Here is a 25184-nt window from a genome sequence, read left to right as displayed (position 1 = left end):
AGAACCCATGCCACTCAGACAAGACCTCTCATCCGTTCTCGTGATCGGCTCCGGTCCCATCGTGATCGGTCAGGCCTGCGAATTCGACTATTCGGGCACCCAGGCATGCCGTGTTCTGCGGGCCGAGGGCCTGCGCGTCATCCTCATCAACTCCAACCCGGCGACGATCATGACCGATCCCGATGTCGCCGACGCCACCTATGTCGAACCGATCGATCCCGACATCATCGAATCGATCATCGTCAAGGAGCGCCCCGACGCGCTCCTGCCGACCCTGGGCGGTCAGACGGCGCTCAACGCGGCCATCGCCCTCCACGATGCGGGAATCCTCGAGAAGCACGGTGTCGAGCTCATCGGCGCCGACGTCGACGCCATCCAGCGCGGCGAAGATCGGCAGAAGTACAAGGACATCGCCGAGGAATGCGGCGCCGAGGTGGCCAAGTCCGTCATCTGCCACAGCCTCGACGAGGCGATCGCCGGGGCCGAGGACCTCGGCTACCCTCTCGTCGTGCGTCCCTCCTTCACCATGGGCGGCCTCGGCTCCGGCTTGGCCTATGACGAAGCCGACCTGCGTCGCATCGCCGGTGCGGGCCTGTCCGACTCGATCACGCACGAGGTGCTCCTCGAGGAGTCGATCCTCGGCTGGAAGGAGTACGAGCTCGAACTCATGCGCGATCACAGGGACAATGTGGTCGTCGTCTGCTCGATCGAGAACGTCGACCCAGTCGGCGTGCACACCGGCGATTCGATCACGGTGGCCCCGGCTCTGACCCTGACCGACCGCGAATACCAGTCGATGCGCGACATCGGCATATCCATCATCCGCGCCGTCGGCGTCGACACCGGCGGCTGCAACATCCAGTTCGCCGTCGACCCGAAGACGGGACGCATCATCACCATCGAGATGAACCCGCGTGTCTCCCGCTCGTCGGCCCTGGCGTCGAAGGCGACCGGGTTCCCGATCGCCAAGATGGCCGCGAAGCTGGCCGTGGGGTACTCGCTCGATGAGATTCCCAACGACATCACGAAGATCACACCGGCCAGCTTCGAGCCGACGCTGGACTACGTGGTGGTCAAGATCCCACGGTTCACGTTCGAGAAGTTCCCCGCAGCGGACCCGACTCTGACCACGACCATGAAATCCGTCGGCGAGGTCATGGCCCTGGGGCGCAACTTCACCACCGCCCTGCAGAAGGCCATGCGGTCGATGGAGCAGCACGATGCCTCATTCGGCTGGACCGATCTGCCTGACATCAGCGACGTGGACGTGAAGGAATCCGTCCTCGAATCGATCTCGCACCCGACTGCCGACCGCATCCACTTCGTGCAGCGCGGATTGGCGGCCGGACTGAGCAGGACCGAGGTCTTCGACGCCTGCGAGATCGATCCGTGGTACCTCGATCAGATCGAACTCATCAACGAAGTCGCAGAATTCGTCTCCACTGCCGAGGAGCTCGACGCCCAGGTGCTGGAGGTCGCGAAGAACCATGGTTTCTCTGATGAGCAGATCGCTGCCCTGCGCAGCCTCGAGACCGGAGTCGTCACCGGGGTCCGTCACGCCCTGCGCATCCGCCCGGTGTTCAAGACCGTGGACACCTGCGCCGGTGAGTTCGCCGCCCACACCCCATACCACTACTCGAGCTACGACCAGGAGACCGAGGTCGAAGCCCGCGAGAAGCCCGCGGTGATCATCCTCGGCTCGGGACCGAACCGGATCGGGCAGGGCATCGAGTTCGACTATTCGTGTGTGCACGCGACGATGGCCATCGCCGATGCGGGCTTCGAGACGATTATGGTCAACTGCAACCCGGAGACCGTCTCGACGGACTACGACACGGCTGATCGCCTCTACTTCGAGCCTCTGACCTTCGAAGACGTGATGGAGGTCTACCACGCCGAGGCGGCCGCCGGCCCCGTGCTCGGCGTCGTGTGCACCCTGGGCGGTCAGACCCCGCTGGGTCTGGCCGACAAGCTCAAGGCCGCAGGTGTCCCGGTCCTGGGCACACAGCCCGAGGCCATCGACCTCGCCGAGGACCGCGGCGAATTCGGCACCGTCCTCGACCGTGGTGGACTCACCGCACCGAAGCACGGCACCGCGGTGACGTATGCGGAAGCCGAGCGGATCGCCGAGGACATAGGCTACCCGGTCCTCGTCCGCCCCTCCTACGTGCTCGGCGGCCGCGGCATGCAGATCGTCTACGACCGCACCCAGCTGGTCGACTACATGGCCACCGCCACAGAGATCTCGGTGGACCGCCCCGTCCTCGTCGACCGGTTCCTCGAAGACGCCATCGAAATCGACGTCGACGCCCTCTACGACGGCACCGACATCTTCATCGGCGGGATCATGGAGCACATCGAGGAAGCGGGCATCCACTCGGGCGACTCCGCCTGCGTGCTGCCCTCGCTGACCCTCGGAGACGACGTGCTCGAGCGTGTCCGGGCCGCGACCCTGGCCATCGCCGAGGGCACGAACGTACGTGGACTGCTCAACATCCAGTTCGCCATCACCGCCGACGTCCTCCACGTCATCGAAGCCAATCCCCGCGCCTCGCGGACCGTGCCGTTCGTCTCGAAGGCCACATCCACGCAGCTGGCGAAGGCCGCGGCGCTCATCGCCGTCGGACGCACGATCGCCGATATGCGCGCCGGTCTGCTTCCCGAGTCCGGCGACGGTTCGACCCTGTCCTTGGACCACCCCATCGCGGTCAAGGAAGCGGTGCTGCCGTTCCGTCGCTTCCGCACGGTCGAGGGCAAGGTCGTCGACTCGGTCCTCGGGCCCGAGATGCGCTCGACCGGAGAGGTCATGGGCATCGACCACGACTTCCCGACGGCCTTCGCGAAGGGGCTCCTCGCGGCCTCCATCGAACTGCCGACGTCCGGCACGGTCTTCGTCTCCGTCGCCGATCGGGACAAGCGCGCCATGGTCCTGCCGGTCAAGGAGCTCGTCGACATGGGATTCGATGTGGTCGCCACGACGGGCACCGCCGCGGTGCTCTCCCGCTACGGCATCAAGACGACACAGGTGCACAAGCACTTCGAGGCCGATGCCGAGGACCGGACGGTGCTCGACTACCTGAGCGCCGGCACGATCGACATGGTCATCAACGTGCCGTCGGGGCGGCAGGAGCGGGCGGACGGCTACGAGATCCGCGCCTCGGCGACAGCGAACTCCGTGCCGTTGATCACCACGCTCGCGGAATTCGCCGCCGCAGTCACCTCGCTCGAGGTCGTCCGTGACAACAGGTTCAAGGTGCGCAGCCTGCAGGATTGGAGCGCGTGATGTTCGGCGCCCGCCTGCAGGCGGCAATGGCCGAACGCGGACCGCTGTGTGTCGGCATCGACCCCCATGACCATCTCCTCGATGCCTGGGGGTTGCCGCGCACAGCCGCCGGGGTGCGCGAATTCTCGCTGCGCACGGTCTCCCAGCTCGCCGGCAGTGTCGCCGCGGTCAAACCGCAGTCGGCGTTCTACGAACAGTACGGGTCGGCCGGGATCGCGGTTCTCGAAGAGACTCTCGCGGCCTGCCGGGACCAGGGACTCATCAGCGTCCTCGACGTCAAACGCGGGGACATCGGTTCGACGATGGGGGCCTACGCCCGGGCCTATCTGGATCCTGCCTCGACCCTGGCCGCGGATTCGATCACGGTGTCTGCCTACCTCGGATTCGGCGCGCTCGAACCGGCCTTCGAACTCGCCGAGGCCCATGATCGGGGAGTGTTCGTCCTCGCCCTGACATCGAACCCAGAGGGGGCGGAGATTCAGCACGCCGGGCGCGAACAGTCCATGCCCGGGTTCGGCGACTCCGTGGCCGGCTCGATCGTCGCCCAGGTCGCCGCCCGCAACGCGGAGGCTCGGCCGGGCCGGTTCGGTCTGGTCGTCGGCGCGACCATCGGCTCCGCGGCACGTGAGCTCGGATTCGAGCCGACGGCGTGCAACGGCCCGATCCTGGCACCGGGCGTCGGTGCCCAAGGGGCCGGCATCGATGAACTGATCGAGGTCTTCGGTGCCGATGCCATCGCCTCCGATCAGATCCTGGCCACGACCTCTCGTGCCGTGCTCAGCGCCGGCCCCGACGGCGTGCGCGCCGCAGCGCAGGCGCTCAACGAGTCCCTGACACAGGTGCGGTGAGGACGCCATGCGGGGACCGAAAGCATCGCCGACAGCGACGAGTTTTACCGACTCGTGAGTTTTCTTGCTCACTTTGTGCCTCTCACGAGGGTTTTTGTTTTAGACTGAAGCAACTTCCCTACCTGCCCGTTCATGGTGACAGAGGAGATAATGTGGCACTCGAACCTTTGACCCCGCAGCAGCGTTCGGCCGCTCTTGACAAGGCGTTCAAAGCGCGTCAGGCCCGAGCCGAGGTCAAAACTGCATTGAAGAATGGTCAAACCGATCTCGCGGCCGTACTCGATAAGGCTGACGCGGATGAGGCACTCGCGAAGATGCGGGTCGTCGATCTGCTGCGGTCGCTGCCCGGCGTCGGAGACCGCCGTGCGGAAGCGGCCATGGATGACGTCGGGATCGCATCATCCAGACGCATCAAGGGCCTCGGCGTGCACCAGAAGGACGCCCTGTTGGAGAAATACTCCTGAATGTGTGAACAATAGATCTGTGAATAATCGACTGACCGTCCTCGCGGGCCCCACCGCGGTCGGAAAAGGCACCATCAGCGCGTACATCAGAGATCATCATCCCGAGGTCTGGTTCTCCGTCTCCGCGACCACGCGGCCGCGGCGACCCGGCGAGACCGATGGTGTTCATTATCACTTCATCAGCGATGATGAGTTCGATTCACTCATCGCTCGAGGCGAGCTGCTCGAGTACGCGGTCGTCCACGGTCGGCATCGATACGGCACACCCTCGGCCCAGGTTCGGCAGAAGCTGGACCAGGGGATCCCGTCCCTGCTCGAGATCGATCTTCAGGGAGCGCGGCAGGTCAAGGAGAAGATGCCCGATGCTCTGTTCGTCTTCCTGGCCCCGCCCAGCTGGGAGGAACTCGTATCGCGACTCACGGGGCGGGGCACGGAATCGGCTGCCGAACAGGAGCGTCGACTGACCACGGCCGAGCAGGAGCTGCGGGCCGAATCCGAGTTCGACGTCACCATCGTCAATGGCCACGTTCGCACTGCGGCCGAAGAACTCATATCATTGATGGGTATATCCATTTCCGATTAGATTGGACAATCATTGCCTGCACAGCCCGAAGGCATCACCAATCCTCCGATTGATGAACTGCTGACCGTGACCGGTTCGAAGTACGAACTGGTCTCCATCGCCGCTCAGAGAGCGCGCCAGATCAACTCCTACTACGCTCAGCTCCAAGAGGGACTGCTCGAGAACGTCGGTCCGCTCGTGACGCCGGGCACCCACGAGAAGCCGCTGTCGATCGCGCTCCGCGAGATCAACGAAGGCAAGATCGTGGCCCGCGAGGTCACCGAAGCCGACTTCGGTGCCATCGCCGCTGAAGAGCCTGCGCAGCCGGCTGTCAGCAACGACGGCGCACTGGACTTCAGCGACCAGTGAGAACCGTACTCGGCGTCGCCGGTGGAATCGCGGCCTATAAGGCGTGCCATGTCATCCGGCGGCTCCGGGAACTCGGGCACAGCGTCAAGGTCGTGCCCACCGCCAGTGCACTGAACTTCGTCGGCGCGGCCACCTTCGAGGCACTGTCCTCGCAGTCGGTGACCACCGACGTCTTCGACGAGGTGGAATCGGTCAACCATGTCCGCATCGGACAGGACGCCGAACTCGTCGTCATCGCCCCGGCCACGGCCAACACCGTGGCCAAACTCGCCGCAGGCATCGCCGATGACCTCCTGACTGCCACGGTCCTGACCACGACCGCCGAGGTGGTCATCGCCCCGGCCATGCACTCCGAGATGTGGCAGAATCCAGCCACCGTCGCCAACATCGCGACTCTGAAGCAGCGTGGCATCCATGTCCTCGACCCCGCAGTCGGGCGCCTCACCGGGCCGGACTCCGGTCCCGGTCGGCTGCCCGAGCCCGAGGCCATCATCGACTTCGCCCTGTCCGCAGCCGCCTCCGCGGAGCGGGTGTCGGCCGAGCCCGCTCCGCTGGCGGGCAGACACATCGTCATCAGCGCCGGCGGGACCAGGGAGCCGCTCGATCCGGTCCGATTCCTCGGCAACCGCTCCTCGGGAAAACAGGGGATCGCCCTGGCACGAGCAGCGGCCGCCGCGGGAGCCCGGACCCACCTCGTGGCCGCGAACGTCGATTCGGGCCTGCTGGCGGGCCTGCCCGAGGCCATCAGCGTCACCGAGGTCGAATCGACGCTCGACCTGCAGTCCGTGATGCAGACTGCTCAGCCCGACGCCGATGCCATCATCATGTCCGCCGCCGTCGCCGACTACCGCCCGGCAGATCGCACCGACTCGAAGATGAAGAAGTCGGGCGACGAGGGGATGACCCTGAGGCTGATCCAGAACCCCGACGTGCTCGTCGGGCTCGTGGGAGCACGTCGGCGGGGACAGCACATCATCGGGTTCGCCGCCGAGACCGGAGACTCCGATCACAGCGCCCTCGACTACGCGAAGGCCAAATTCCGCCGCAAGGGCGTTGACCTCCTCGTGTTCAACGACGTCTCCGAGGACCGAGCCTTCGGCCACGACGACACCGCCGTCCAGATTCTCTCCGCCGACGGAGATCGGGTCATCGCCGGCGAGGAATTTCGGGGCAGCAAGGACGATGTTTCGGAAAAGGTCATCGCGGCTCTCGCCGATCGCCTGGAATGCGTAGAATCGTCGGCGTGAGTCAATCTAATCTGCGCTTCTTCTCGTCCGAATCCGTCACCGAGGGCCACCCCGACAAGATCTGCGACCAGATCAGCGACGCCGTCCTCGACGACCTGCTCAGTCAGGACCCGAGCGCCAAAGTCGCCGTCGAGACGATGGTGACCACCGGCCTCGTCCATGTCGCCGGAGAGGTCAACACCGCTGCCTATGCCGATGTGGCCGGCATCGTCCGCAGACTCATCACCGGGACCGGCTACGACTCTTCGGACACGGGCTTCGACGGCCATTCCTGCGGAGTCTCCGTCTCCATCGGCAGTCAGTCCACCGACATCCACTCGGGTGTGACGAATCCCCTCGACTTCCGCGAAGCGGTCGAATCCGATCACGGTTCCAGCCTGGGCGCCGGTGACCAGGGGCTGATGTTCGGCTACGCGGACAACGCCACCGACGTGCTCATGCCGGTGCCGATCCACCTGGCTTCGCGCATGGCCGAGAAGCTCTCCGAGGTGCGCAAGACCGGGGCGCTGGACTACCTGCGCCCCGACGGCAAGACGCAGCTGACACTCGGCTACGATCGCAACGAAGCGGTTTCGATCGAGAACATCGTCGTGTCGACCCAGCACGCCGGGCACGTCGACCAGAACCAGCTCCATGCCGAGATCAAGGACTTCGTCATCGACCCGGTCATCGCCGGATCGGGACTCGACGACAGCCATGCGAACATCCACATCAACCCGGCCGGCCCATTCGTCACCGGCGGACCGATGGGCGACGCCGGACTGACGGGACGCAAGATCATCGTCGACACCTACGGCGGATACTCCCGCCACGGTGGGGGAGCCTTCTCCGGGAAGGACCCGTCGAAGGTCGACCGCTCCGCCGCCTACGCCATGCGGTGGGTGGCGAAGAACGTCGTCGCCGCAGGACTGGCCGACCGTGCCGAGGTCCAGGTCTCCTACGCGATCGGCCGAGTCGACCCGATGGGACTCTACGTCGAGACGTTCGGCACCGAGAAGGTCGACCCGAACGCGATCTCGAGGGCCATCCGTGAGGTCTTCGACCTCCGCCCGGCCATGATCATCCAGGAGCTGGACCTTCTGCGCCCGATCTATTCCCAGACATCGACCTACGGACACTTCGGCCGTGAGCTCCCCGAATTCACTTGGGAGGTCACGGACCGCGCCGACGATCTGCTGCGTGCAGTATCCTCGGCTTGATGGACGAACCTCTTCCCATCGACACAGGCACTTCGGCCATCGGGCAGGTGCCGCTGGCGCCGGAGGACCCCGTGGCACAGGTGCTCATCGATCACCCGGTCCCGCACCTGGCCCGGGCCTTCGACTACGCCGTGCCGGAGAAGTTCGCCGCCACAGCACGACCGGGCGTGCGTGTTCGAGTCAAGTTCGCCGGCAAGTTGAGAGACGGATTCCTCCTCGAACGGGTCGAGGAGACCGAACACATCGGACCGCTGGCCACCATCGAACGCATCACCAGCCCCGTCGTCGTGCTCACCCCCGAACTGCTGCGACTTGGCGAAGCCACTGCACGCCGCTACGCCGGTACTCTCTCAGACGTCCTTCGCCTGGCCATCCCACCTCGCCACGCGCGGGCCGAAAAAGCGGTGCTCAAGGCTGAGAAGGCGGCGAGCCAGGACTCGGTCCCATCGCGCCGACCGAAGGCTGACGTGAATGCAGTCGGCGACAGCGCAGCCGACGATTCTGCGGATACGATCGAGCGCCTCGGCGATTGGATCGTCGGACAGGCTCCTGCCGACGAATCTGACCCGTTTCCAGCCGCCGAGCACCCACGGGTCGCCCTCACCTGCGTCCCCGGCTCCACCCCGGGACTGAGCTGGATCACTGCCGGCCTCACCGCAGCCCGAGCGACCCTGGCCGCAGGGGAATCGGTGCTGTGGCTGGTTCCCGACCATCGTGAGCTCGCCGTGCTCTCGGCGGCCCTCGACGCGAGCACGGACCTTCCCGCGTACTCCGTGCTCAGCGCCGACCAGTCTCCCGAGCAGCGGTGGACGGCATGGCTGCATGGCCTGCTCGGCCGGACCCGGGTCACGATCGGCACCAGAGCGGCCGCCTTCGCCCCGATCCGGGGACTCGGGCTCATCATCTGCTTCGACGACTCGAACTCGAACTACCTCGACCAGCACGCTCCCTACCCCCATGCCAGGGAAGTGTGCCTGCTGCGTTCGACGATCGAATCCACCGGACTCCTGTTCGTGTCCACTGACCGCAGCGCCGAGATCCAACGACTCGTCGAAATCGGCTGGCTGCGCGAGTCCAGCCCTACCGGTCCCGACCGACGTGAGGGCGCCCCACGGGTCTTCGTCCCGGACGAGGAACGCGACCCCTTCGCCCGGCAGCGCATCCCCTCACGCGCCTGGCAGCTCATGCGCGCAGCGCTGCGTCCCGGGCCCAAGGACACGAACGCTCTCGGCCCCGTCCTCGTCCAAGTCCCACGTTCGGGCTACTACCCCGTGTTCGCGTGCGCACGATGCCAGGAAGTCGCCCGCTGCCCGCGCTGCTCCGCTACCCTGACCACCCAGTCGGAGGTCGGGCCCTTCGCCTGCCGTGCCTGCGGATACCATTCCGATTCGTTCTCGTGCGGACGCTGCCGCTCGAATCAGGTTCGCTCGATCGTGCGCGGCCGGGGCCGTACCGTCGAGGAGCTGCGCAGGGCCCTGCCGGGCATCGAGATCCTCGAATCCGGTGGCGACGACATCCCCGTCGCCATCGATGACAGCCCCCGCCTCGTCGTGGCCACCACGGGTGCCGAACCCTATGCCCTGGGCGGATACGCGTGCGCCGTGCTGCTGGACTCCCTATGGCCGGGGCCGTGGATGCGCTCGACCGATGAAGGGGTCAGCCGACGACTGCGCGCGGCGGTCCTCGTCAGGCCGCGCACGGCCGGGGGAGTCGTCTACCTCGGCGATGACGACGAGACGATCCGGACCACTGTGACCACCTTCGATCCGGTGACCACCATGTCCAGGTCGCTGCGCGACCGGAGGGAACTCGGTTTCCCGCCCTACCGTCGCATCGTCGAACTCACCGGTGCGGGCGCCGACATCGACTCCGTGCTCACCGCCGTTCCGGAACTGAGCGAACTCATCCGCGACGACGACGGCGACGATCAGAAGGCGGTCGCGGCATACCCGATCTCAGCAGGTGACTCGGTCGGCGAACAGCTGACGCACCTGTCCGCCTCACGTTCCGCGAAGAAGCTGCCCCAGGTCCGCATCCGCATCGACGACCCGCAGTCTCTGTGAGCCTCATGATGCCCGATGGCCGCGACCGGTGTGTGAACAAGTAGAATTCCTCGAGTGGATATCGTCTTCGCCGGAACCCCGGATGCCGCAGTGCCCGCCCTCGAGGCCTTCGCCGAATCCAGGCACCGCATCCGCGCCGTCCTCACCCGCCCCGACGCCCCGGTCGGACGCAAGCGCGTTCTCACCCCATCGCCGGTCAAAGCCCGCGCCCTCGAACTCGGACTCGACGTCATCGAAGCGAGCCGGCTGCGCGGCGAGGTCATCTCCGAACTCCGAGCCCTCGACGTCGATGCCGTCGCCGTCGTCGCCTACGGGGCCATCGCCGGACCCGCGGCCCTGGCGACCGCGAAGCTGGGCTGGTTCAACCTCCATTTCTCCCTCCTCCCGGCCCACCGCGGAGCCGCACCCGTCCAACGGGCGCTCATCGCGGGACAGACGCGCAGCGGCGTCAGCGTGTTCAAGATCGAGGAGGGCATGGACTCCGGTCCCGTCCTGCGCCGACTCGAACTGCCGCTGGACCATGCCGATGTCGCCGAAGCACTCGACGACTACGCGCACAGGGGTGCTCCCGAGCTGGTCGCCGCCTTCGACGAGCTCGAAGACGGAACCGCGGTCCTGACCCAGCAGTCCGGAGAACCCACCCACGCGGACAAGATCGACATCGGCGACGCCCGCCTCGACTTCACCCACACAGCACGCGCCGTCATCGACCGCTCCCGCGGAGTCAGCCCCAGTCCCGGCCCCTGGGCGGAGATCGACGGGAAGCGGACGAAGCTCTTCGGCCTCCGGATGGCCCCTGAGGTCTCGTCACCGGTGGTGCCCGGCCTGCTGACGACCTGGCAGAAGACGGCGGTCCTCGGCTGCGGCGACGGCTGGGTCCGCGTCGAGCAGGTCCAACCCTTCGGCAAGCCGCGGATGGCGGCGGCCGACTATCTGCGTGGACACGGTGACATCCGTTTCGACCCGCGCGAGTCCCACCCCGAGCAAGGAGCCTGAGACCTATGCCTGCGAAGAACCTGCCCCGCCGCATCGCCTGGGAGGTCCTCGTCGACGTCGCGACGAAGGACTCCTATGCGAACCTCCTCCTGCCCGCCAAGCTCGCTCGCACGCACATGGATCCCCAGGACGCGGCATTCACGACAGAACTTACCTACGGGGCTCTGCGCCAACAGGAGTTCTACGATGCGATCATCGCCTCCGCCGCCAACCGTCCGATCGAGCGCATCGACGCAGAGCCTCTGGCCGGAATGCGGCTCGGCACCCACCAGATTCTGTCCATGCGAGTACCCGACCATGCCGCACTGTCCGAGACCGTGGCCGTGATCAAGTCCTACGCCCCGAAGACCGCCGGGTTCGTCAACGCCGTCCTGCGGCGGGTCTCCGAGATCGACCGGACCGACTGGCTGCGTCGTGTCACCGACGGAACCACCGAGGTGGGGGCGCAGGCGATCGAATACTCCCACCCCGAATGGATCGTCCGTGCCCTGACGCAGGCCCTCAAGGGCCACGGACGGCAGACTGTCGAACTCGAAGCCCTCCTTGCCGCCGACAATGCGGCGGCGAAGGTGAGCGTTTCGGCCCTGCCCGGGCTCGTCGACCGCGACGAGCTGCCCGGCCAGCCGACTGAGCTCTCACCCATCGGCGTTACACTCGACACCGCCGTGCCCAAGGACGTCGACGCCGTCGCGGCCGGCCGGGCACGCGTACAGGACGAAGGATCGGCTCTCGTGGCACTCGCTCTGGCCCACGTCGCAGCCCCGTCAGGCACCTGGGCAGACCTGTGCGCCGGTCCCGGCGGCAAGGCCGCGGTCCTCGCCGCGATCGCGAAGCAGTCGGGGACGGGCCTCGACGCCTTCGACTCGAGCGAGCACCGGGTCGAACTCGTGAGGTCCTCCACTCAGGCACTCGACAACGTCGTCAGCGAAGTCCGCGACGCCCGCGAGGCCACGGGTCCCTATGCGAAAGTCCTCGTCGACGTCCCCTGCTCCGGCATGGGCGCCCTGCGACGTCGCCCCGAAGCACGCTACCGACGCAGACCTGAGGACATCAACGCCTTGGCCGGACTGCAGCGCGACCTGCTGCGGGCGGCCCTGGACGCGTGCGCCCCGGGCGGAGTCGTCGCCTACGCGACCTGCTCGCCCCACTACGCGGAGACCGTTCTCGTCGTCGACGACGTCCTGCGCGTCCGCGCGAGGGACGAGGACGTCGAGATCCTCGACGCCCCGACCGTCCTCGCCGAGGTCACCGGCACCGAAGCAGAGAGTTTCACCTCGGTGAGTCGGGGAGCGGGGCGATACGCTCAGCTGTGGCCACACATCCACGGCACCGATGGAATGTTCTTGGCCCTGATGCGGAAGGCGAACTGAAATGGCGATCGAGATCAATCCCAGCATCCTCAGCTCCGATTTCTCGGACCTGCGCGGTGAGCTGGCCAAGATCAGCACGGCCGACATGGCGCACATCGACGTGATGGACAACCATTTCGTCCCGAACCTGACCTTCGGCCCACCCGTTCTCGAACGGATCCATGCGATCAGCCCGATCCCGCTCGACGCGCACCTGATGATCGCCGAGGCGGATCGGCACGCCCCCGTCTATGCCGAACTCGGCTGCTCCTCGGTGACCTTCCACGCCGAGGCGGCCGCAGCCCCCGTGCGCCTGGCCCGGGAGATTCGGAAGCTGGGGGCCAGGGCCAGCCTCGCGCTCAAGCCGGCGACCCCGATCGAACCCTTCATCGACCTCCTCGGCGAGTTCGACCAGATCCTCATCATGACCGTCGAGCCCGGCTTCGGCGGACAGAAGTTCCTCGACGTCTGCCTGCCGAAGATCCGGCGGACCCGGGAGGCGATCTCGGCCGCGGGACTTGAGATCAGACTGCAGGTCGACGGGGGAGTGTCGACGTCGACGATCGAACGCGTCGTCGACGCCGGAGCCGACGTGCTTGTGGCCGGTTCCGCCGTCTACGGTGCCGAGGACGCCGCCACCGCGATAACAGGGCTGCGCGAACTCGCAGCCGCCCACGTGCACTGAAGAGAGTCGCTATGGAACTGCTCGACTGGCTGAACACCCCGGCATTCGAACTGCTGGGCAAACCGGTGCCGTACTCCGACCTGTTCGGCAACATCTGCGCCCTGGCCACGGTGGTCCTCGCGCTGCGCCGCAACATCCTGTCATGGCCGGTCCAGATAACGGGTTCCATCCTCCTCTTCTCCGCAAGCATCTCCGCTGGGCTGGGAGGAAATGCTTCCCGCCAGGTGGTCATCATCGTCGCCGCGATATGGGGCTGGACGCAGTGGAAGAAGTCCCGCGAGGCCGCGGGCGAGGTCATCGTGCGCTGGGCGAGCTGGAAGGAGCGTCTGCTGCTGATCGCCGCCCTCCTGCTGGGCACAGGCGTATTCGGCTACGTCCTGGCCCTGGGCGGCTGGTCCTGGAATCCCTACCCGGACGCCTATATCTTCATCGGCTCGCTCGTGGCGATGTACGCGCAGGGGCGGGCCATCGTCGAGTTCTGGTTCGTGTGGCTGGCCGTCGACCTCGTCGGCATTCCCCTGGCTGTGGCCGGTGGGCTCGTGTTCTCCGGAGCGGTCTACCTCATCTTCCTCGTCATGGTCGTCATCGGCTTCATCGATTGGTCGAAGAGATCACGGCAGACGATCTCCGCGCCGCACCTCGGCGCCACCGACATCAATCGCCGTCCCGACGACTGAATCCGTCGTCGCGACCGAGACCGTCCTGACGACCGAGACCCCGTGTGAGCCCGATGACGTCGATGTATTAGGCTGGATTCGTGAAGACCTTTGACTCGCTCTACGCCGAACTCCTGCAGAAGTCCCACGATCGCCCGGAGGGCTCGAAGACCGTGGCCGAACTCGATGCCGGAGTCCATGCGATCGGGAAGAAGGTCGTCGAAGAGGCCGCAGAGGTCTGGATGGCGGCCGAATACGAGACCAAGGACGAACTTGCGGAGGAGATCTCGCAGCTGCTCTACCACCTGCAGGTGCTCATGCTCGCCAAGGACCTCAGCCTCGACGACGTCAACTCGCACCTGTAGACGACCGTTCCGACCCAGCCGCCGACGCTGACTCGGCCGCTGACGTTGACTCAGCCGCACATTCCAAGAGCCCGCCTCAGACGATGAAACACAAAAGGACACCATGCTGCGTGTAGCCGTGCCGAACAAGGGCGCACTGTCCGAAGCCGCCTCCGAGATGCTCGGCGAAGCCGGATACTCCACCCGCCGGGGAAGCAAGACCCTCGTCCATCAGGACGAAGTCAACGACGTCGAATTCTTCTACCTTCGGCCCCGTGACATCGCCGTCTACGTCGGATCCGGGATCCTCGACGCCGGCATCACCGGTCGCGACCTGCTGCTCGAGTCGCAGGCCGAGGCCCAGGAGGTCATGGGACTCGGATTCGGAGCCTCCCGCTTCTTCTATGCCGGCGTCACGGGCTCCTTCTCCTCACCAGCCCAGCTGGAGGGCGCGCGAATCGCCACCAGCTTTCCCAACCTCGTCGACTCGGACCTGCAGGCCCGGGGCATCGACGCGAAGACCGTGCAGCTCGACGGTGCCATCGAGGTCTCCATCCAGCTCGGCGTCGCCGATGCCATCGCCGACGTCGTCGAGACGGGCAGCACCCTGCGTGCCGCAGGGCTCGAGACGTTCGGCGAACCACTGCTCGAGTCCGAGGCCGTCCTCGTCCAGAGGGATGGAGCGGCAGCCTCGATCGAGGTGCTGCGGCGGCGACTCGAATCCGTCATGGTGGCCCGGCAGTACGTCCTCGTCGACTACAACATCGAAGAGCGCCTCCTGCCCGAAGCCCTCGGACTCACACCCGGCCTCGAATCTCCGACTATCTCCCCTCTGCAGGAGACGGGATGGGTCGCGGCCCGGGTCATGGTCGAGTCCAAAGAGGTCAACAATGTCATGGACCGTCTCTACGCGGTCGGTGCCCGTGCGATTCTGGTGACGAACATTGGCGCCTGCCGAATCTGACTTCCGCGTCTTCAGACCCCGCCAGGTGCGCGTGATCAGCATCGTCGGCTCCGTGGCGCTGTTCATCGGCTTCGCGATCCTGTCCGTCGCCCTGCTCGTCGTGGACTGGGAACCCTGGACTCCGCTCGACGTGATATGGATGAACGTACTGGGCGTCATCTTCGCGGCCGCACTGCTGCGAGTGGCCGACATCCAGGCGAGACCGAGCCGAGCGGGCCTGGTCGTCAAGAACATGGTGAGGACGCGGACCTTCGCCTGGGGGCAGATCCTCGGGGTCGCCTTCTCACCGGAGGGCGACGATCCGTGGCCGACACTCGATCTCACGGACGGCACCACGTACGCCGTGATGGCGATCCAACACGCGGATGGACCGAAGGCTCACGAGGAATGTCGGCGACTGCGCATGCTCATCGCCGAATGGACCCACTTCAAGGAGGAATAGGAATGTCGAACGACACAGACACCGGGGTCGACGGCCCACTGACCGGATACACGGTCATCGACCTCTCCCGCGCATTGGCGGGCCCACACGCGGGAATGATGTTCGGCGACCTCGGCGCCCGAGTGATCAAGGTCGAGAACCCGGGCAGGGGCGACGACTCCCGGTCATGGGGTCCTCCGTTCGTCGGTCCCGAGGACGATCCGCAGGCCACGTACTTCTTCTCCTGCAACCGCAACAAGGAGTCCATCGCCCTCGACCTCAAGTCCGACACCGGCACCGACACGCTGCGTGAGCTCATCTCCCGGGCCGACGTGCTCATCGAGAACTTCCGCTCCGGCGTCCTCGACCGCCTCGGCTTCTCCACCGCCGTGTGCATGGAGATCAACCCCCGCCTCGTGATCCTGTCCATCACCGGCTTCGGACACGACGGCCCCGAGTCCTCCCGCGCCGGCTACGACCAGATCGCCCAGGGCGAGGCAGGACTCATGTCTCTGACGGGATCCGGCCCCGACGACATGCAGCGTGTCGGAGTTCCCATCGCCGACCTCCTCGCCGGCATCTACGGTTCCTACGGCGTCCTCGCGGCCCTCCTCGAACGCGAACGCACCGGCAAGGGCAAGGTGGTCCGCACCTCCCTCATCGCCGGCATGGTCGGTGTCCACGCCTTCCAGGGCACACGCGCCACCGTGGCCGGACAGAATCCCGCACCCGGCGGCAACCACCACCCCTCGCTCTCGCCCTACGGTCTCTTCAGATGCCACGAAGGTGCCGTGCAGATCTCCGTGGGCAACGAGAACCTGTGGCAGAAGTTCTGCGCCGCCTTCGACATCGATCCGGCGACCGAGGGCATGGCCGACAACTCCTCACGTGTGGCGAACCGTCCCGCCGTCATCGAACTCATCGAAAGTCGATTCGCCGAGTACGGTCCGGACGATCTGCTCGCGAAGCTCGCAGACGCCGGAATCCCCTCCGGCACGGTCCGCACCCTCGAGGAGGTCTATTCCTGGGATCAGGCGCTCAGTCAGGGACTCAAGGTCTCCGTCGACCACCCCGTGCTCGGCGATATCGATCTGCCGGGGCCGCCCCTGCGGTTCTTCGACGCCGATGGTGAGACCGAGGTCGAGACCACACGGACCGCCCACGACGCGCCGCCTCTGCTCAACGAGGACGCCGAGGCGATCGTGTCCTGGCTCGACTCCGACGATTGAGACACCCGGCCGGCGGATCCGGCGCGGCACCGCAGGGATGATCCGCAGACCCTGATCCCCGTCAGTCACATCCGAAACAGGAGATAAGCACGTGGCACGGTTGAACGCACATGAACTCGTCGACATCGTCGTGGACGACGGATCCTTCGGATCCTGGGACACGACGCCGATCACGCCTGCCGGAGGCGTGTCCGCGGAGTACGCGGCCGAACTCGCCGCGGCTCGGGAGAAGTCCGGAGTTGACGAGGCCGTCATCACCGGAGAGGGCACCATCGAGGGCCGCCGCGTGGCCATCGTCGCCGGAGAGTTCCGGTTCCTCGCAGGATCCATCGGCGTCGCCGCCGCCCAACGACTCGTCGACGCGATCGAACGCGCCACCCTCGAAGGGCTGCCGCTGCTGGCCGGTCCGGCCTCGGGCGGGACGAGGATGCAGGAAGGCACGATCGCCTTCCTGTCGATGGTCAAGATCACGAACGCCGTCATGGCCCACCGACGAGCCGCTCTGCCGTACCTGGTCTACCTGCGCCATCCGACCACAGGCGGCGTCTTCGCCTCCTGGGGGTCGATGGGCCATGTCACCGTCGCCGAGGCGGGATCGCTCATCGGGTTCCTCGGTCCCCGTGTCTTCGAAGCGATCTACGACGAGAAGTTCCCGGAGAACGTGCAGACGGGTGAGAACCTGCACAAGCACGGCATCATCGACGCCGTGATCGGCCCCGAGCGGATCCAGGCCACCGTCGCTCGCGTCCTCGACGTTCTCATGGGCGCCAAGGAGATCCCGCCCCGCGTGCCGGACCCGGAGACCCGACCTGGGGTAGTCGACCCGAACTCCGAGGCCTGGCAGGCGATCACCCGGTCCCGCAATCCCGACCGGCCTGGGGTCCGAGACCTGCTGCGCACGGCCGCCAACACCGTGCTTCCGCTCAACGGAACCGGCCAGGGAGAGAAGGACCCCGGGCTTCTGCTCGCGCTGGCGAAGTTCGGTTCCGCCCCGTGCATCGTCCTCGGTCAGGATCGGTTCCGGCAGGATTCCCGGGCGCCGCTCGGGCCCGCGGCGCTGCGGGAGGCCCGGCGCGGCATGCGCTTGGCCGCCGAGCTCGACCTGCCGCTCGTGACCGTCATCGACACGCCCGGAGCCGCTCTGTCGAAGTCCGCCGAGGAGGGCGGAATCGCCGGCGAGATCGCTCGCAGCCTCGCCGATCTCGCGAACCTCGATGCCCCCTCGGTCTCCCTCATCCTCGGTGAGGGCTCGGGCGGGGGAGCGCTGGCGCTGATCCCCGCAGACAGGGTGCTCAGCGCCGAGAACGGGTGGCTCTCACCGCTGCCGCCGGAAGGAGCATCGGCGATCGTGCACCGCACGACCGATCGGGCACCCGAGATGGCGCAGAGCCAGGGCGTGCACGCACCGATGCTCAAGGCCACCCGCGTCGTCGACCGCATCATCGCCGAACATCCAGATGCGAGTGAGGAGCCGTTGGACTTCGTGTCCAGGGTCGGTGCGACACTTGAGTACGAACTCATCGAACTCATGCGCGAGCCCTCCGACCGGCGTTCGGCACGTCGGATGGAGCGGTATCGGATGCTGGGAATCTAGGAGGGCCCACATGGTTGCCATCAGAGTCATCCCGTGCCTCGACGTCGACGAGGGACGTGTCGTCAAAGGTGTGAAGTTCGCCGACCTCAAGGACGCCGGCGATCCCGTCGAACTGGCCCGACGCTACGGAGAATCCGGGGCCGACGAACTGACGTTCCTCGACGTCACCGCCAGCAGCGGCGATCGGGAGACCGTCCACGACATCGTCCGCGCCTGTGCCGAAGAGGTCTTCATCCCGCTGACCGTCGGCGGCGGGATCCGCAGCGTCGCCGACGTCGACCGGCTCCTGCGCGACGGCGCCGACAAGGTCTCCGTCAACACCTCCGCGGTGGCCGACCCGGAGCTCATCAGCGAGATCGCCCACCACTTCGGCAACCAGGTGCTCGTCCTGTCCCTCGACGCGAGGCGCACGCAGGGCGGGCAGACGCCTTCGGGGTTCGAAGTCACGACCCGCGGAGGCCGCGAGGGAACCGGACGCTGCGCGATCGACTGGGTCACCGAGGCGGCCGAACGAGGTGTGGGTGAGATCCTGCTCAACTCCATCGACGCCGACGGCACCCGTGACGGCTTCGACCTCGAACTCATCGCGGCCGCCCGCGCAGCCGTCGACGTCCCACTGATCGCCTCCGGAGGCGCAGGACGAGTCGAGCACTTCGCCCCGGCGGTGGCCGCCGGCGCCGATGCCCTGCTGGCGGCAAGCGTCTTCCATTTCGGGACGTTGAGCATCGCCGAAGTCAAAGACGCTCTGCGTGCCGAGGGGATGGAAGTTCGATGAACGCACAGGACACGCGCGCACAGAACACGAGCGCACAGGGAGCCGGAGGCCGGACCGATGCGAATCCGGAGAACTGGCGCGAGCTGATCACGGTCGACGCCGACGGGCTCATCCCCGTCATCGTGCAGGAGGCCACCAGCCGGCAGGTCCTGATGATGGCCTGGATGGACGTCGAAGCGGTCGAACGGACTCTGAACGGCGGTCGTGCCGTGTACTGGTCACGGTCGAGGCAGGAATACTGGGTCAAGGGCGAGACCTCCGGGCACATCCAGAGACTGGTGTCCCTGAGCCTCGACTGCGATGCCGACGCCCTGCTCATGGAGGTCGACCAGACCGGCCCCGCCTGCCACACCCTGACCCCGACGTGCTTCACCGGAAGGACCATCAGTGCCGACTGACCCAGTGACCACGAACTCTGCGACACCGCCTGCCGCAACGACAGGAGCCGCTGCCGCGGATGCGGGCCTGACGATCCGACCCAGCCTTGAGGAGTTCCGTGCTTCGGGGGCCGATCACCGTCTGGTCCCCGTCCACGCGGAGGTCCTTGCCGATGCGGAGACGCCCCTGAGTCTGTACCGCAAGCTCACCGACGGCGGACCCGGCAGCTTTCTCTTCGAATCCGCCGTGTCCGGAGCCTGGGCACGATACTCATTCATCGGCTCCGCACCCGTGGCGACGCTGTTCTCCGACGGTGACGGCTTCCGGTGGGAAGGCACACCGCCGGTGGGAATCCCCACCGAAGGCAGTGTGCTGGACGCCGTGACCGCGACCCTCGAACTGCTGGCAGTCGATGAGGCGGAGTCGGTTCTGCCGCCCATGGTCTCGAGCTTCGTCGGATACTTCGGTTGGGACATCGTGCGTGAGTTCGAGAACCTCGGCCCCGGGCTGGCCAATGAACACCATCTGCCGACCGTGCAGCTGATGATTCCCGGCGACATCGCCGTCTACGACCACTACTCGGGAACGCTGACGCTCGTGGCCAACGTCTTCAACGTCAACGGCGCCGACACCGGCATCGACGAGGCGTACTCCGCAGGAGTCGACCGGATCGAAGCGATGCTCGAGAGGATCAGCGCGCCCAGCTCCGCCGAGATCTCGAGCACGCACTTCGTCACCCCCGAGGTTCGGCCTCGCACTCAACCGCAGTCCTACCTCGACAGCGTCGAACGGGCCAAACGCGACATCGTCGACGGAGAGGTCTTCCAGGTCGTCCTCGGTCAGAGGTTCGACACCGAGTGCGACGCCGACCCGCTCGCCGTCTACCGGATGCTCCGGCATTCGAACCCGAGCCCATTCATGTACCTGCTCAATCTCCATGACGACCAGGACCGCCCCGTCAGCATCATCGGCTCCTCGCCGGAGGCTCTGGTCACGGTTCGTTCCGGCGACATCGTCACCCACCCCATCGCAGGCTCGCGTCCCCGAGGAGCCACCCCCGAAGAGGACTCGGCTCTCGCCCGGGACCTGATCAGCGACGAGAAGGAACGCGCCGAGCATCTCATGCTCGTCGACCTCGCCCGCAACGACCTCGCGAAGGTCAGCCGCGCTGGGACGGTCGATGTCAGCGAGTTCATGGACATCGTCCGCTACAGCCACATCATGCACATCTCGTCGACAGTCCGCGGTGAGCTCGCCCCCGGGCACGATGCGGTCGACGTGCTCCGCGCCACCTTCCCCGCAGGTACGCTCTCCGGAGCCCCGAAGCCTCGCGCCCTGCAGATCATCGACGAGCTCGAGGTCATCGGACGTGGGATCTACGGAGGAGTCGTCGGTTACATGTCATTCACCGGCGACCTCGACCTGGCGATCGCCATTCGCACCGGGGTCCTGCGCGACTCGGTCATGAGCGTCTACGCCGGCGGTGGCCTCGTCGCCGATTCGGTGCCCGAAACCGAATACCAGGAGTCGCAGAACAAAGCGGCTGCGGTCCTCGGCGCGGCGGCAGCGGCCGGTGCGGTGGAGGCGATCGGATCCCGGGAAACCGCGCGAACAGCATCCGAGAGCCGAGGCTGAGATGAGCAAATCACGCGGAGTCCTCCTGGTCCTCATCCTCGCCGGCGCTCTGTGGGCGATCAGCCTCGCCACATGGCAGGCGGGTGCGGCCGGAGACACCCTCGGCCCCACCGGGGTCGCCGATGTCACAGACGAATCGAGCACTCAGGCCTCGCCGGTCGCGACCGCCTGCGTCGCGATCATCGCCGTCACGGGGCTCCTCTCGGCCATGCTCGGTCGGATCGGACGATTCGTCGTCCTCGGCTTCGCCGGCCTGGCCGCAGCCGGGTACGGCATCACCGCCCTGCAGTCGGTCGCGTCTCCGGGCGCCACGAGTTGGCCGATCGTGGGTCTGTGCGCCGCTGCCATCGCACTCGTCCTCATCGTCTGGGTGGCATTCGCCTCGGCGGGATGGGCGAACTCCAACCGCTACGCGAGGACTGCCGAGCCCGGAGGCGAGGAATTCGATTCGGCGGCGACCTGGGACGCGCTCTCACGCGGTGACGATCCCGAGCCCGGTGACGGTGATTCCGACTCAGTCGAGCCAGGTGACGGTGAACCCGACTCAGCCGAGCCCGGTGCCGATGACCCCTCCGCCGACGGCGGCACCGATCCCAAGGCTGGTGGGACCGATGACGAATCGAAATGACCTGGACACCGGGCCGGTGCCGCGCCCCGAGTCGAAGCGTGACACAATGGAGGCACCAAATCATCACGCGTGCCACGCCCGCACCTCTAAGGAGCACAATGTCGCAATCCGTCGCTCGTAATGGCGCAACCGATCTCGACAAGTCGACGATCGACTATGCAGCCATCGCCGATCCCGGGCACGGAAACTCCGTGGCCGGCTGGACCGGCGTCATCATCATTCTCCTCGGCGTCACCGTCGGCTGCGTCGGCTTCACCATCCACATCGCGACCATCACCTACATCGGTGTCGGAATCGTCGTGCTCGGTCTCATCGTCGGCATGGTCCTGCGCGCCGTCGGACTGGGCAACAAGCCGAAGAAATGACGGTTCTCGACGACATCGTCGCCGGTGTGCGCGAGGACCTCGCCGAACGCCGGCGACGGACACCGCTGACAGACGTCATCGAACGCGCGCACGCCGCTGCGCCTGCGCGCGCGTTCGACCTCGACCCCGAATTCGGCGTCATCGCCGAGGTGAAGCGACGTTCACCCTCCCGTGGCGACCTCGCCCACATCCCCGATCCCGGAACCCTGGCCGGTCTCTATGCCGCCGGGGGAGCCCGGGCGATCAGCGTCCTCACCGAAGGACGTCGGTTCTCCGGCAGCCTCGAGGATCTCGACACCGTGCGTGCCGCGGTCGACATCCCTGTGCTGCGCAAGGACTTCATGGTCGACGAATATCAGTTCCACGAGGCACGCGCCCATGGTGCAGACATCGTTCTCCTCATCGTCGCAGCCCTCGACGTCGGGCAGCTGCACGAATTCCACAATCTCGCCCGCGAACTGGGCATGACCGCGCTCGTTGAGACCCACAGTGCGGACGAACTTGCGACCGCGGCCGAACTCGAGGCCCCTCTGATCGGAATCAACACCCGCAACCTCAAGGACCTCAGCGTCGATACGGCCCGCTTCGCGCCCCTGGCCGATCTCGCACCTGCGAACTGCACACTCGTCGCGGAATCCGGCGTCACCGGCCCGGAGGACGTGGGCATCTACGCCGCGGCCGGTGCCGATCTCGCGCTCGTCGGCGAGGCGCTCGTCACCGGCGGTGATGCCCGGTCCGCTGTGGCCACCTTCACCTCGGCGGGGCGGGAGCGCCGGGCGCCGAAGGCGTCCTGATCCAGCCGAACTCCAACCCGAACCACGAAGGACTGCAATGACCGATCTGAGCCAGGAGAACGGACCCTACTTCGGTTCGTTCGGAGGCAGGTTTTTCCCGGAAGCGCTGATCCCCGCTCTCGATGAGATCGAGGAGACCTGGCGCAAATCAGAGGTCGATCCGGAATTCACCGAACAGCTCGTCGATCTGCAGAAGAATTACATCGGCCGGCCCAGCCTGCTCACCGAGGCGACTCGGTTCGCCGCTGAATGCGGCGGCGCGAGGGTCTTCCTCAAACGCGAGGACCTCAACCACACCGGCAGTCACAAGATCAACAACGCTCTGGGCCAGGCGCTGCTGGCCAAACGCATGGGCAAGACCCGCATCATCGCTGAGACCGGAGCCGGACAGCACGGCGTCGCCACCGCCACAGCCGCCGCTCTCCTCGACATGGAGTGCGAGGTCTACATGGGTGAAGAGGACACCCAGCGACAGGCACTCAACGTCGCTCGGATGCGCCTGCTCGGGGCGAAGGTCAGCTCCGTGACCAACGGCACCCGCACGCTCAAGGATGCGATGAACGAAGCGATGCGCGACTGGGTCGCCAATGTGGAGCGCACCCACTACGTCATCGGCACCGTCGCCGGTCCGCACCCCTTCCCGGCCATGGTCCGCTCCTTCCAGGACGTCATCGGCCACGAAGCCCGCGAGCAGATCCTGGCAGCCACCGGTCGACTGCCCGACGCCGTCTGCGCCTGCGTCGGCGGCGGGTCCAACGCCATGGGCCTCTTCGCTGCCTTCCTCGAGGATGCGAAGGTGAAGGTCTTCGGCTTCGAAGCCGGAGGAGAAGGCATCGACAGCGGGCACCACGCCGCGCGGTTCTCGGGCGGACGACCCGGGGTCCTCCACGGCTCCGCAACCTACATCCTCCAGGACGAGGACGGACAGACCCGCGGCTCCCACTCGATCTCGGCCGGACTCGACTACCCCTCTGTCGGCCCCGAGCACTCCCACCTCCACGACACCGGGCGCGTGACCTACGAGCCGGTCGGAGACGCGGAGGCGATGGAGGCGATGCGGCTGCTGTCGCGGACCGAGGGCATCATTCCCGCGATCGAATCCGCGCACGCCCTCGCCGGTGCGATGCGCGTGGGACGCGAACTCGGCAGCGATGCGGTTCTGCTCGTCAACCTCTCCGGCCGCGGCGACAAGGACATGACGACCGCCGCCAAATGGTTCGACTACATCGACGAAGGAGCTGTGCAGGAATGACGAGATCAGGATCCCGAGCCGGCACCACCCTCGACGCCCTCGCCCAGGACGGGCGCAAGTCCGCCCTCATCGGCTACCTTCCGGTCGGATTCCCCACCGTCGAAGGCTCCATCGAAGCGATGGTCGAACTCGTGAAGTCCGGAGTCGACATCGTCGAGGTCGGTATGCCCTACTCCGATCCTGGAATGGACGGGCCTGTCATTCAGCGCGCCGCCGAGGCCGGCCTGGACGCAGGAGTCCGGACCAAAGACGTCCTCACCGCGGTCTCGGCCGTCGCCGAGGCCGGCGGCACCGCCGTCGTGATGAGCTACTGGAACCTCGTGCTGCAGTACGGCGTCTCCGCCTTCGCCCGCGACCTCGACTCCGCCGGCGGGGGAGGGATCATCACCCCGGACCTCATCCCCGATGAGGCGGCGGACTGGATGAGCGCCTCGGACGAGTACGATCTCGATCGCATCTTCCTCGCAGCTCCCTCGTCCACGCCCGAACGCATCGCTACGATCGTCGATGCCAGCCGCGGATTCGTCTACGCCGCCTCGACCATGGGCGTGACCGGAGTCCGCTCCGAAGTCGACGACCACGCCCGTGACCTCGTCTCCCGGCTCAAAGAAGGAGGAGCGGCCCATGCCTGCGTCGGCCTCGGAGTCTCGACACGTGAGCAGGCGGCGGAGGTCGCCGAATACGCCGACGGCGTCATCGTCGGCTCCGCCCTCGTCCGTGCCCTCGACAGCGGTGGGGTGAGCGCAATCGCGAACCTGGCCGCAGAGCTCGCCGAGGGCTGTGCATGAGCCGGATTCAGCAGCTGGCCGCCCAAGGGCTTGAGGTCGGGTCGGTCACGATCCCGGTCTGGGTCCTCTGGGTGCTCGCGCTGGTCGTGGTCCTCATCATCGTGGGTGTCATCGTCGTCGGGCTGGCTCGCCGCGCCCGGAAGATCGCGCGAGCCTCCGCCGACGCCTCGGACTCGGGAGAGGACGGCCGATCACACGGCTTCGGATTCTACGGAGCGGTCACCTCGGCGATCTCGATCACTCCCGATGTGAAGCCGAGATCTCGGAGAAACGACGGTTCGAAGTCCGACGACTGA

General features: G+C 66.6%; 26 protein-coding genes. All 26 read left to right on the top strand.

Annotated elements, in window-relative coordinates; all coding sequences use genetic code 11:
• Positions 1 to 7: 7 nt before the first annotated feature.
• The 26 genes from carB (at position 8) to BKA07_RS12700 (ending at position 25184) form a co-directional block, all read left to right on the top strand.
• Positions 8 to 3283: a carbamoyl-phosphate synthase large subunit gene (gene carB / locus BKA07_RS12825; RefSeq protein ID WP_167951235.1), complete on the top strand. Its 3276-nt coding sequence runs from the start codon at positions 8 to 10 to the stop codon at positions 3281 to 3283.
• Positions 3283 to 4131 carry an orotidine-5'-phosphate decarboxylase gene (gene pyrF / locus BKA07_RS12820; RefSeq protein WP_167953184.1) on the top strand — a complete coding sequence of 283 codons (849 nt, stop codon included), beginning with the start codon at positions 3283 to 3285 and terminating at the stop codon, positions 4129 to 4131. The genes carB and pyrF overlap by 1 nt, the downstream gene beginning before the upstream one ends.
• A 152-nt stretch (positions 4132 to 4283) precedes the next feature.
• On the top strand, positions 4284 to 4595 hold the full coding sequence (gene mihF, locus BKA07_RS12815) for an integration host factor, actinobacterial type (RefSeq protein WP_167951234.1): 312 nt from the start codon (positions 4284 to 4286) through the stop codon (positions 4593 to 4595).
• Between the two features lie 19 nt (positions 4596 to 4614).
• Positions 4615 to 5178 carry a guanylate kinase gene (gmk, locus tag BKA07_RS12810; protein ID WP_167951233.1) on the top strand — a complete coding sequence of 188 codons (564 nt, stop codon included), beginning with the start codon at positions 4615 to 4617 and terminating at the stop codon, positions 5176 to 5178.
• A gap of 12 nt (positions 5179 to 5190) precedes the next feature.
• The gene (gene rpoZ, locus BKA07_RS12805; RefSeq protein WP_167951232.1) at positions 5191 to 5526 is read left to right on the top strand and encodes a DNA-directed RNA polymerase subunit omega; all 336 of its coding nucleotides are present in this window, start codon (positions 5191 to 5193) and stop codon (positions 5524 to 5526) included.
• Positions 5523 to 6773, top strand: coding sequence for a bifunctional phosphopantothenoylcysteine decarboxylase/phosphopantothenate--cysteine ligase CoaBC (coaBC, locus tag BKA07_RS12800; RefSeq protein WP_167951231.1), 1251 nt, complete (start codon positions 5523 to 5525; stop codon positions 6771 to 6773). The genes rpoZ and coaBC overlap by 4 nt, the downstream gene beginning before the upstream one ends.
• Complete coding sequence (gene metK, locus BKA07_RS12795; RefSeq protein WP_342449058.1) at positions 6770 to 7972, top strand: methionine adenosyltransferase; 1203 nt, start codon at positions 6770 to 6772, stop codon at positions 7970 to 7972. Before coaBC ends, metK begins: the two co-directional genes overlap by 4 nt.
• Complete coding sequence (locus BKA07_RS12790) at positions 7972 to 10035, top strand: primosomal protein N' family DNA-binding protein (RefSeq protein ID WP_167951229.1); 2064 nt, start codon at positions 7972 to 7974, stop codon at positions 10033 to 10035. The genes metK and BKA07_RS12790 overlap by 1 nt, the downstream gene beginning before the upstream one ends.
• Before the next feature lie 54 nt (positions 10036 to 10089).
• Positions 10090 to 11031, top strand: coding sequence for a formyltransferase family protein (locus BKA07_RS12785; protein WP_167951228.1), 942 nt, complete (start codon positions 10090 to 10092; stop codon positions 11029 to 11031).
• Between the two features lie 5 nt (positions 11032 to 11036).
• A complete protein-coding gene (locus BKA07_RS12780; protein WP_167951227.1) occupies positions 11037 to 12401 on the top strand; it encodes an RsmB/NOP family class I SAM-dependent RNA methyltransferase in 1365 nt (454 codons plus the stop codon).
• Position 12402: 1 nt separating this feature from the next.
• On the top strand, positions 12403 to 13065 hold the full coding sequence (gene rpe / locus BKA07_RS12775) for a ribulose-phosphate 3-epimerase (protein ID WP_167951226.1): 663 nt from the start codon (positions 12403 to 12405) through the stop codon (positions 13063 to 13065).
• Positions 13066 to 13076: 11 nt separating this feature from the next.
• Positions 13077 to 13742 (top strand): nicotinamide mononucleotide transporter family protein, encoded by a 666-nt coding sequence (locus BKA07_RS12770; protein ID WP_167951225.1) that lies wholly within the window; start codon positions 13077 to 13079, stop codon positions 13740 to 13742.
• Positions 13743 to 13822: 80 nt separating this feature from the next.
• Entirely contained in the window at positions 13823 to 14086 is a 264-nt protein-coding gene (locus tag BKA07_RS12765) for a phosphoribosyl-ATP diphosphatase (RefSeq protein ID WP_167951224.1), read from the top strand.
• A gap of 103 nt (positions 14087 to 14189) precedes the next feature.
• Positions 14190 to 15029 (top strand): ATP phosphoribosyltransferase, encoded by an 840-nt coding sequence (gene hisG, locus BKA07_RS12760; protein WP_167951223.1) that lies wholly within the window; start codon positions 14190 to 14192, stop codon positions 15027 to 15029.
• A gap of 31 nt (positions 15030 to 15060) precedes the next feature.
• A complete protein-coding gene (locus tag BKA07_RS12755; protein ID WP_342449057.1) occupies positions 15061 to 15471 on the top strand; it encodes a PH domain-containing protein in 411 nt (136 codons plus the stop codon).
• A 2-nt stretch (positions 15472 to 15473) separates the two neighbouring features.
• Complete coding sequence (locus tag BKA07_RS12750) at positions 15474 to 16679, top strand: CaiB/BaiF CoA transferase family protein (protein WP_167951221.1); 1206 nt, start codon at positions 15474 to 15476, stop codon at positions 16677 to 16679.
• Between the two features lie 91 nt (positions 16680 to 16770).
• Complete coding sequence (locus tag BKA07_RS12745) at positions 16771 to 18273, top strand: carboxyl transferase domain-containing protein (protein ID WP_167951220.1); 1503 nt, start codon at positions 16771 to 16773, stop codon at positions 18271 to 18273.
• 10 nt (positions 18274 to 18283) lie between these two features.
• Positions 18284 to 19048, top strand: a complete 765-nt coding sequence (gene hisF, locus BKA07_RS12740) for an imidazole glycerol phosphate synthase subunit HisF (protein WP_167951219.1) — start codon at positions 18284 to 18286, stop codon at positions 19046 to 19048.
• Positions 19045 to 19446, top strand: a complete 402-nt coding sequence (gene hisI, locus BKA07_RS12735; RefSeq protein WP_167951218.1) for a phosphoribosyl-AMP cyclohydrolase — start codon at positions 19045 to 19047, stop codon at positions 19444 to 19446. The genes hisF and hisI overlap by 4 nt, the downstream gene beginning before the upstream one ends.
• A gap of 67 nt (positions 19447 to 19513) precedes the next feature.
• Entirely contained in the window at positions 19514 to 21061 is a 1548-nt protein-coding gene (locus tag BKA07_RS12730; RefSeq protein ID WP_167953183.1) for a chorismate-binding protein, read from the top strand.
• 1 nt (position 21062) lies between these two features.
• Positions 21063 to 21689, top strand: a complete 627-nt coding sequence (locus BKA07_RS12725) for a Trp biosynthesis-associated membrane protein (protein ID WP_167951217.1) — start codon at positions 21063 to 21065, stop codon at positions 21687 to 21689.
• A 98-nt stretch (positions 21690 to 21787) separates the two neighbouring features.
• On the top strand, positions 21788 to 22054 hold the full coding sequence (locus BKA07_RS12720) for an HGxxPAAW family protein (protein WP_167951216.1): 267 nt from the start codon (positions 21788 to 21790) through the stop codon (positions 22052 to 22054).
• Positions 22051 to 22848: an indole-3-glycerol phosphate synthase TrpC gene (trpC, locus tag BKA07_RS12715; protein WP_167951215.1), complete on the top strand. Its 798-nt coding sequence runs from the start codon at positions 22051 to 22053 to the stop codon at positions 22846 to 22848. Before BKA07_RS12720 ends, trpC begins: the two co-directional genes overlap by 4 nt.
• A gap of 37 nt (positions 22849 to 22885) precedes the next feature.
• The gene (gene trpB, locus BKA07_RS12710; protein WP_167951214.1) at positions 22886 to 24100 is read left to right on the top strand and encodes a tryptophan synthase subunit beta; all 1215 of its coding nucleotides are present in this window, start codon (positions 22886 to 22888) and stop codon (positions 24098 to 24100) included.
• On the top strand, positions 24097 to 24888 hold the full coding sequence (gene trpA, locus BKA07_RS12705) for a tryptophan synthase subunit alpha (protein ID WP_167951213.1): 792 nt from the start codon (positions 24097 to 24099) through the stop codon (positions 24886 to 24888). The genes trpB and trpA overlap by 4 nt, the downstream gene beginning before the upstream one ends.
• The gene (locus BKA07_RS12700; protein ID WP_167951212.1) at positions 24885 to 25184 is read left to right on the top strand and encodes a hypothetical protein; all 300 of its coding nucleotides are present in this window, start codon (positions 24885 to 24887) and stop codon (positions 25182 to 25184) included. The genes trpA and BKA07_RS12700 overlap by 4 nt, the downstream gene beginning before the upstream one ends.

The organism is Brevibacterium marinum (assembly GCF_011927955.1).
GTDB classification, from domain to species: domain Bacteria; phylum Actinomycetota; class Actinomycetes; order Actinomycetales; family Brevibacteriaceae; genus Brevibacterium; species Brevibacterium marinum.
This window is presented reverse-complemented; position numbering and strand designations above follow the sequence as displayed.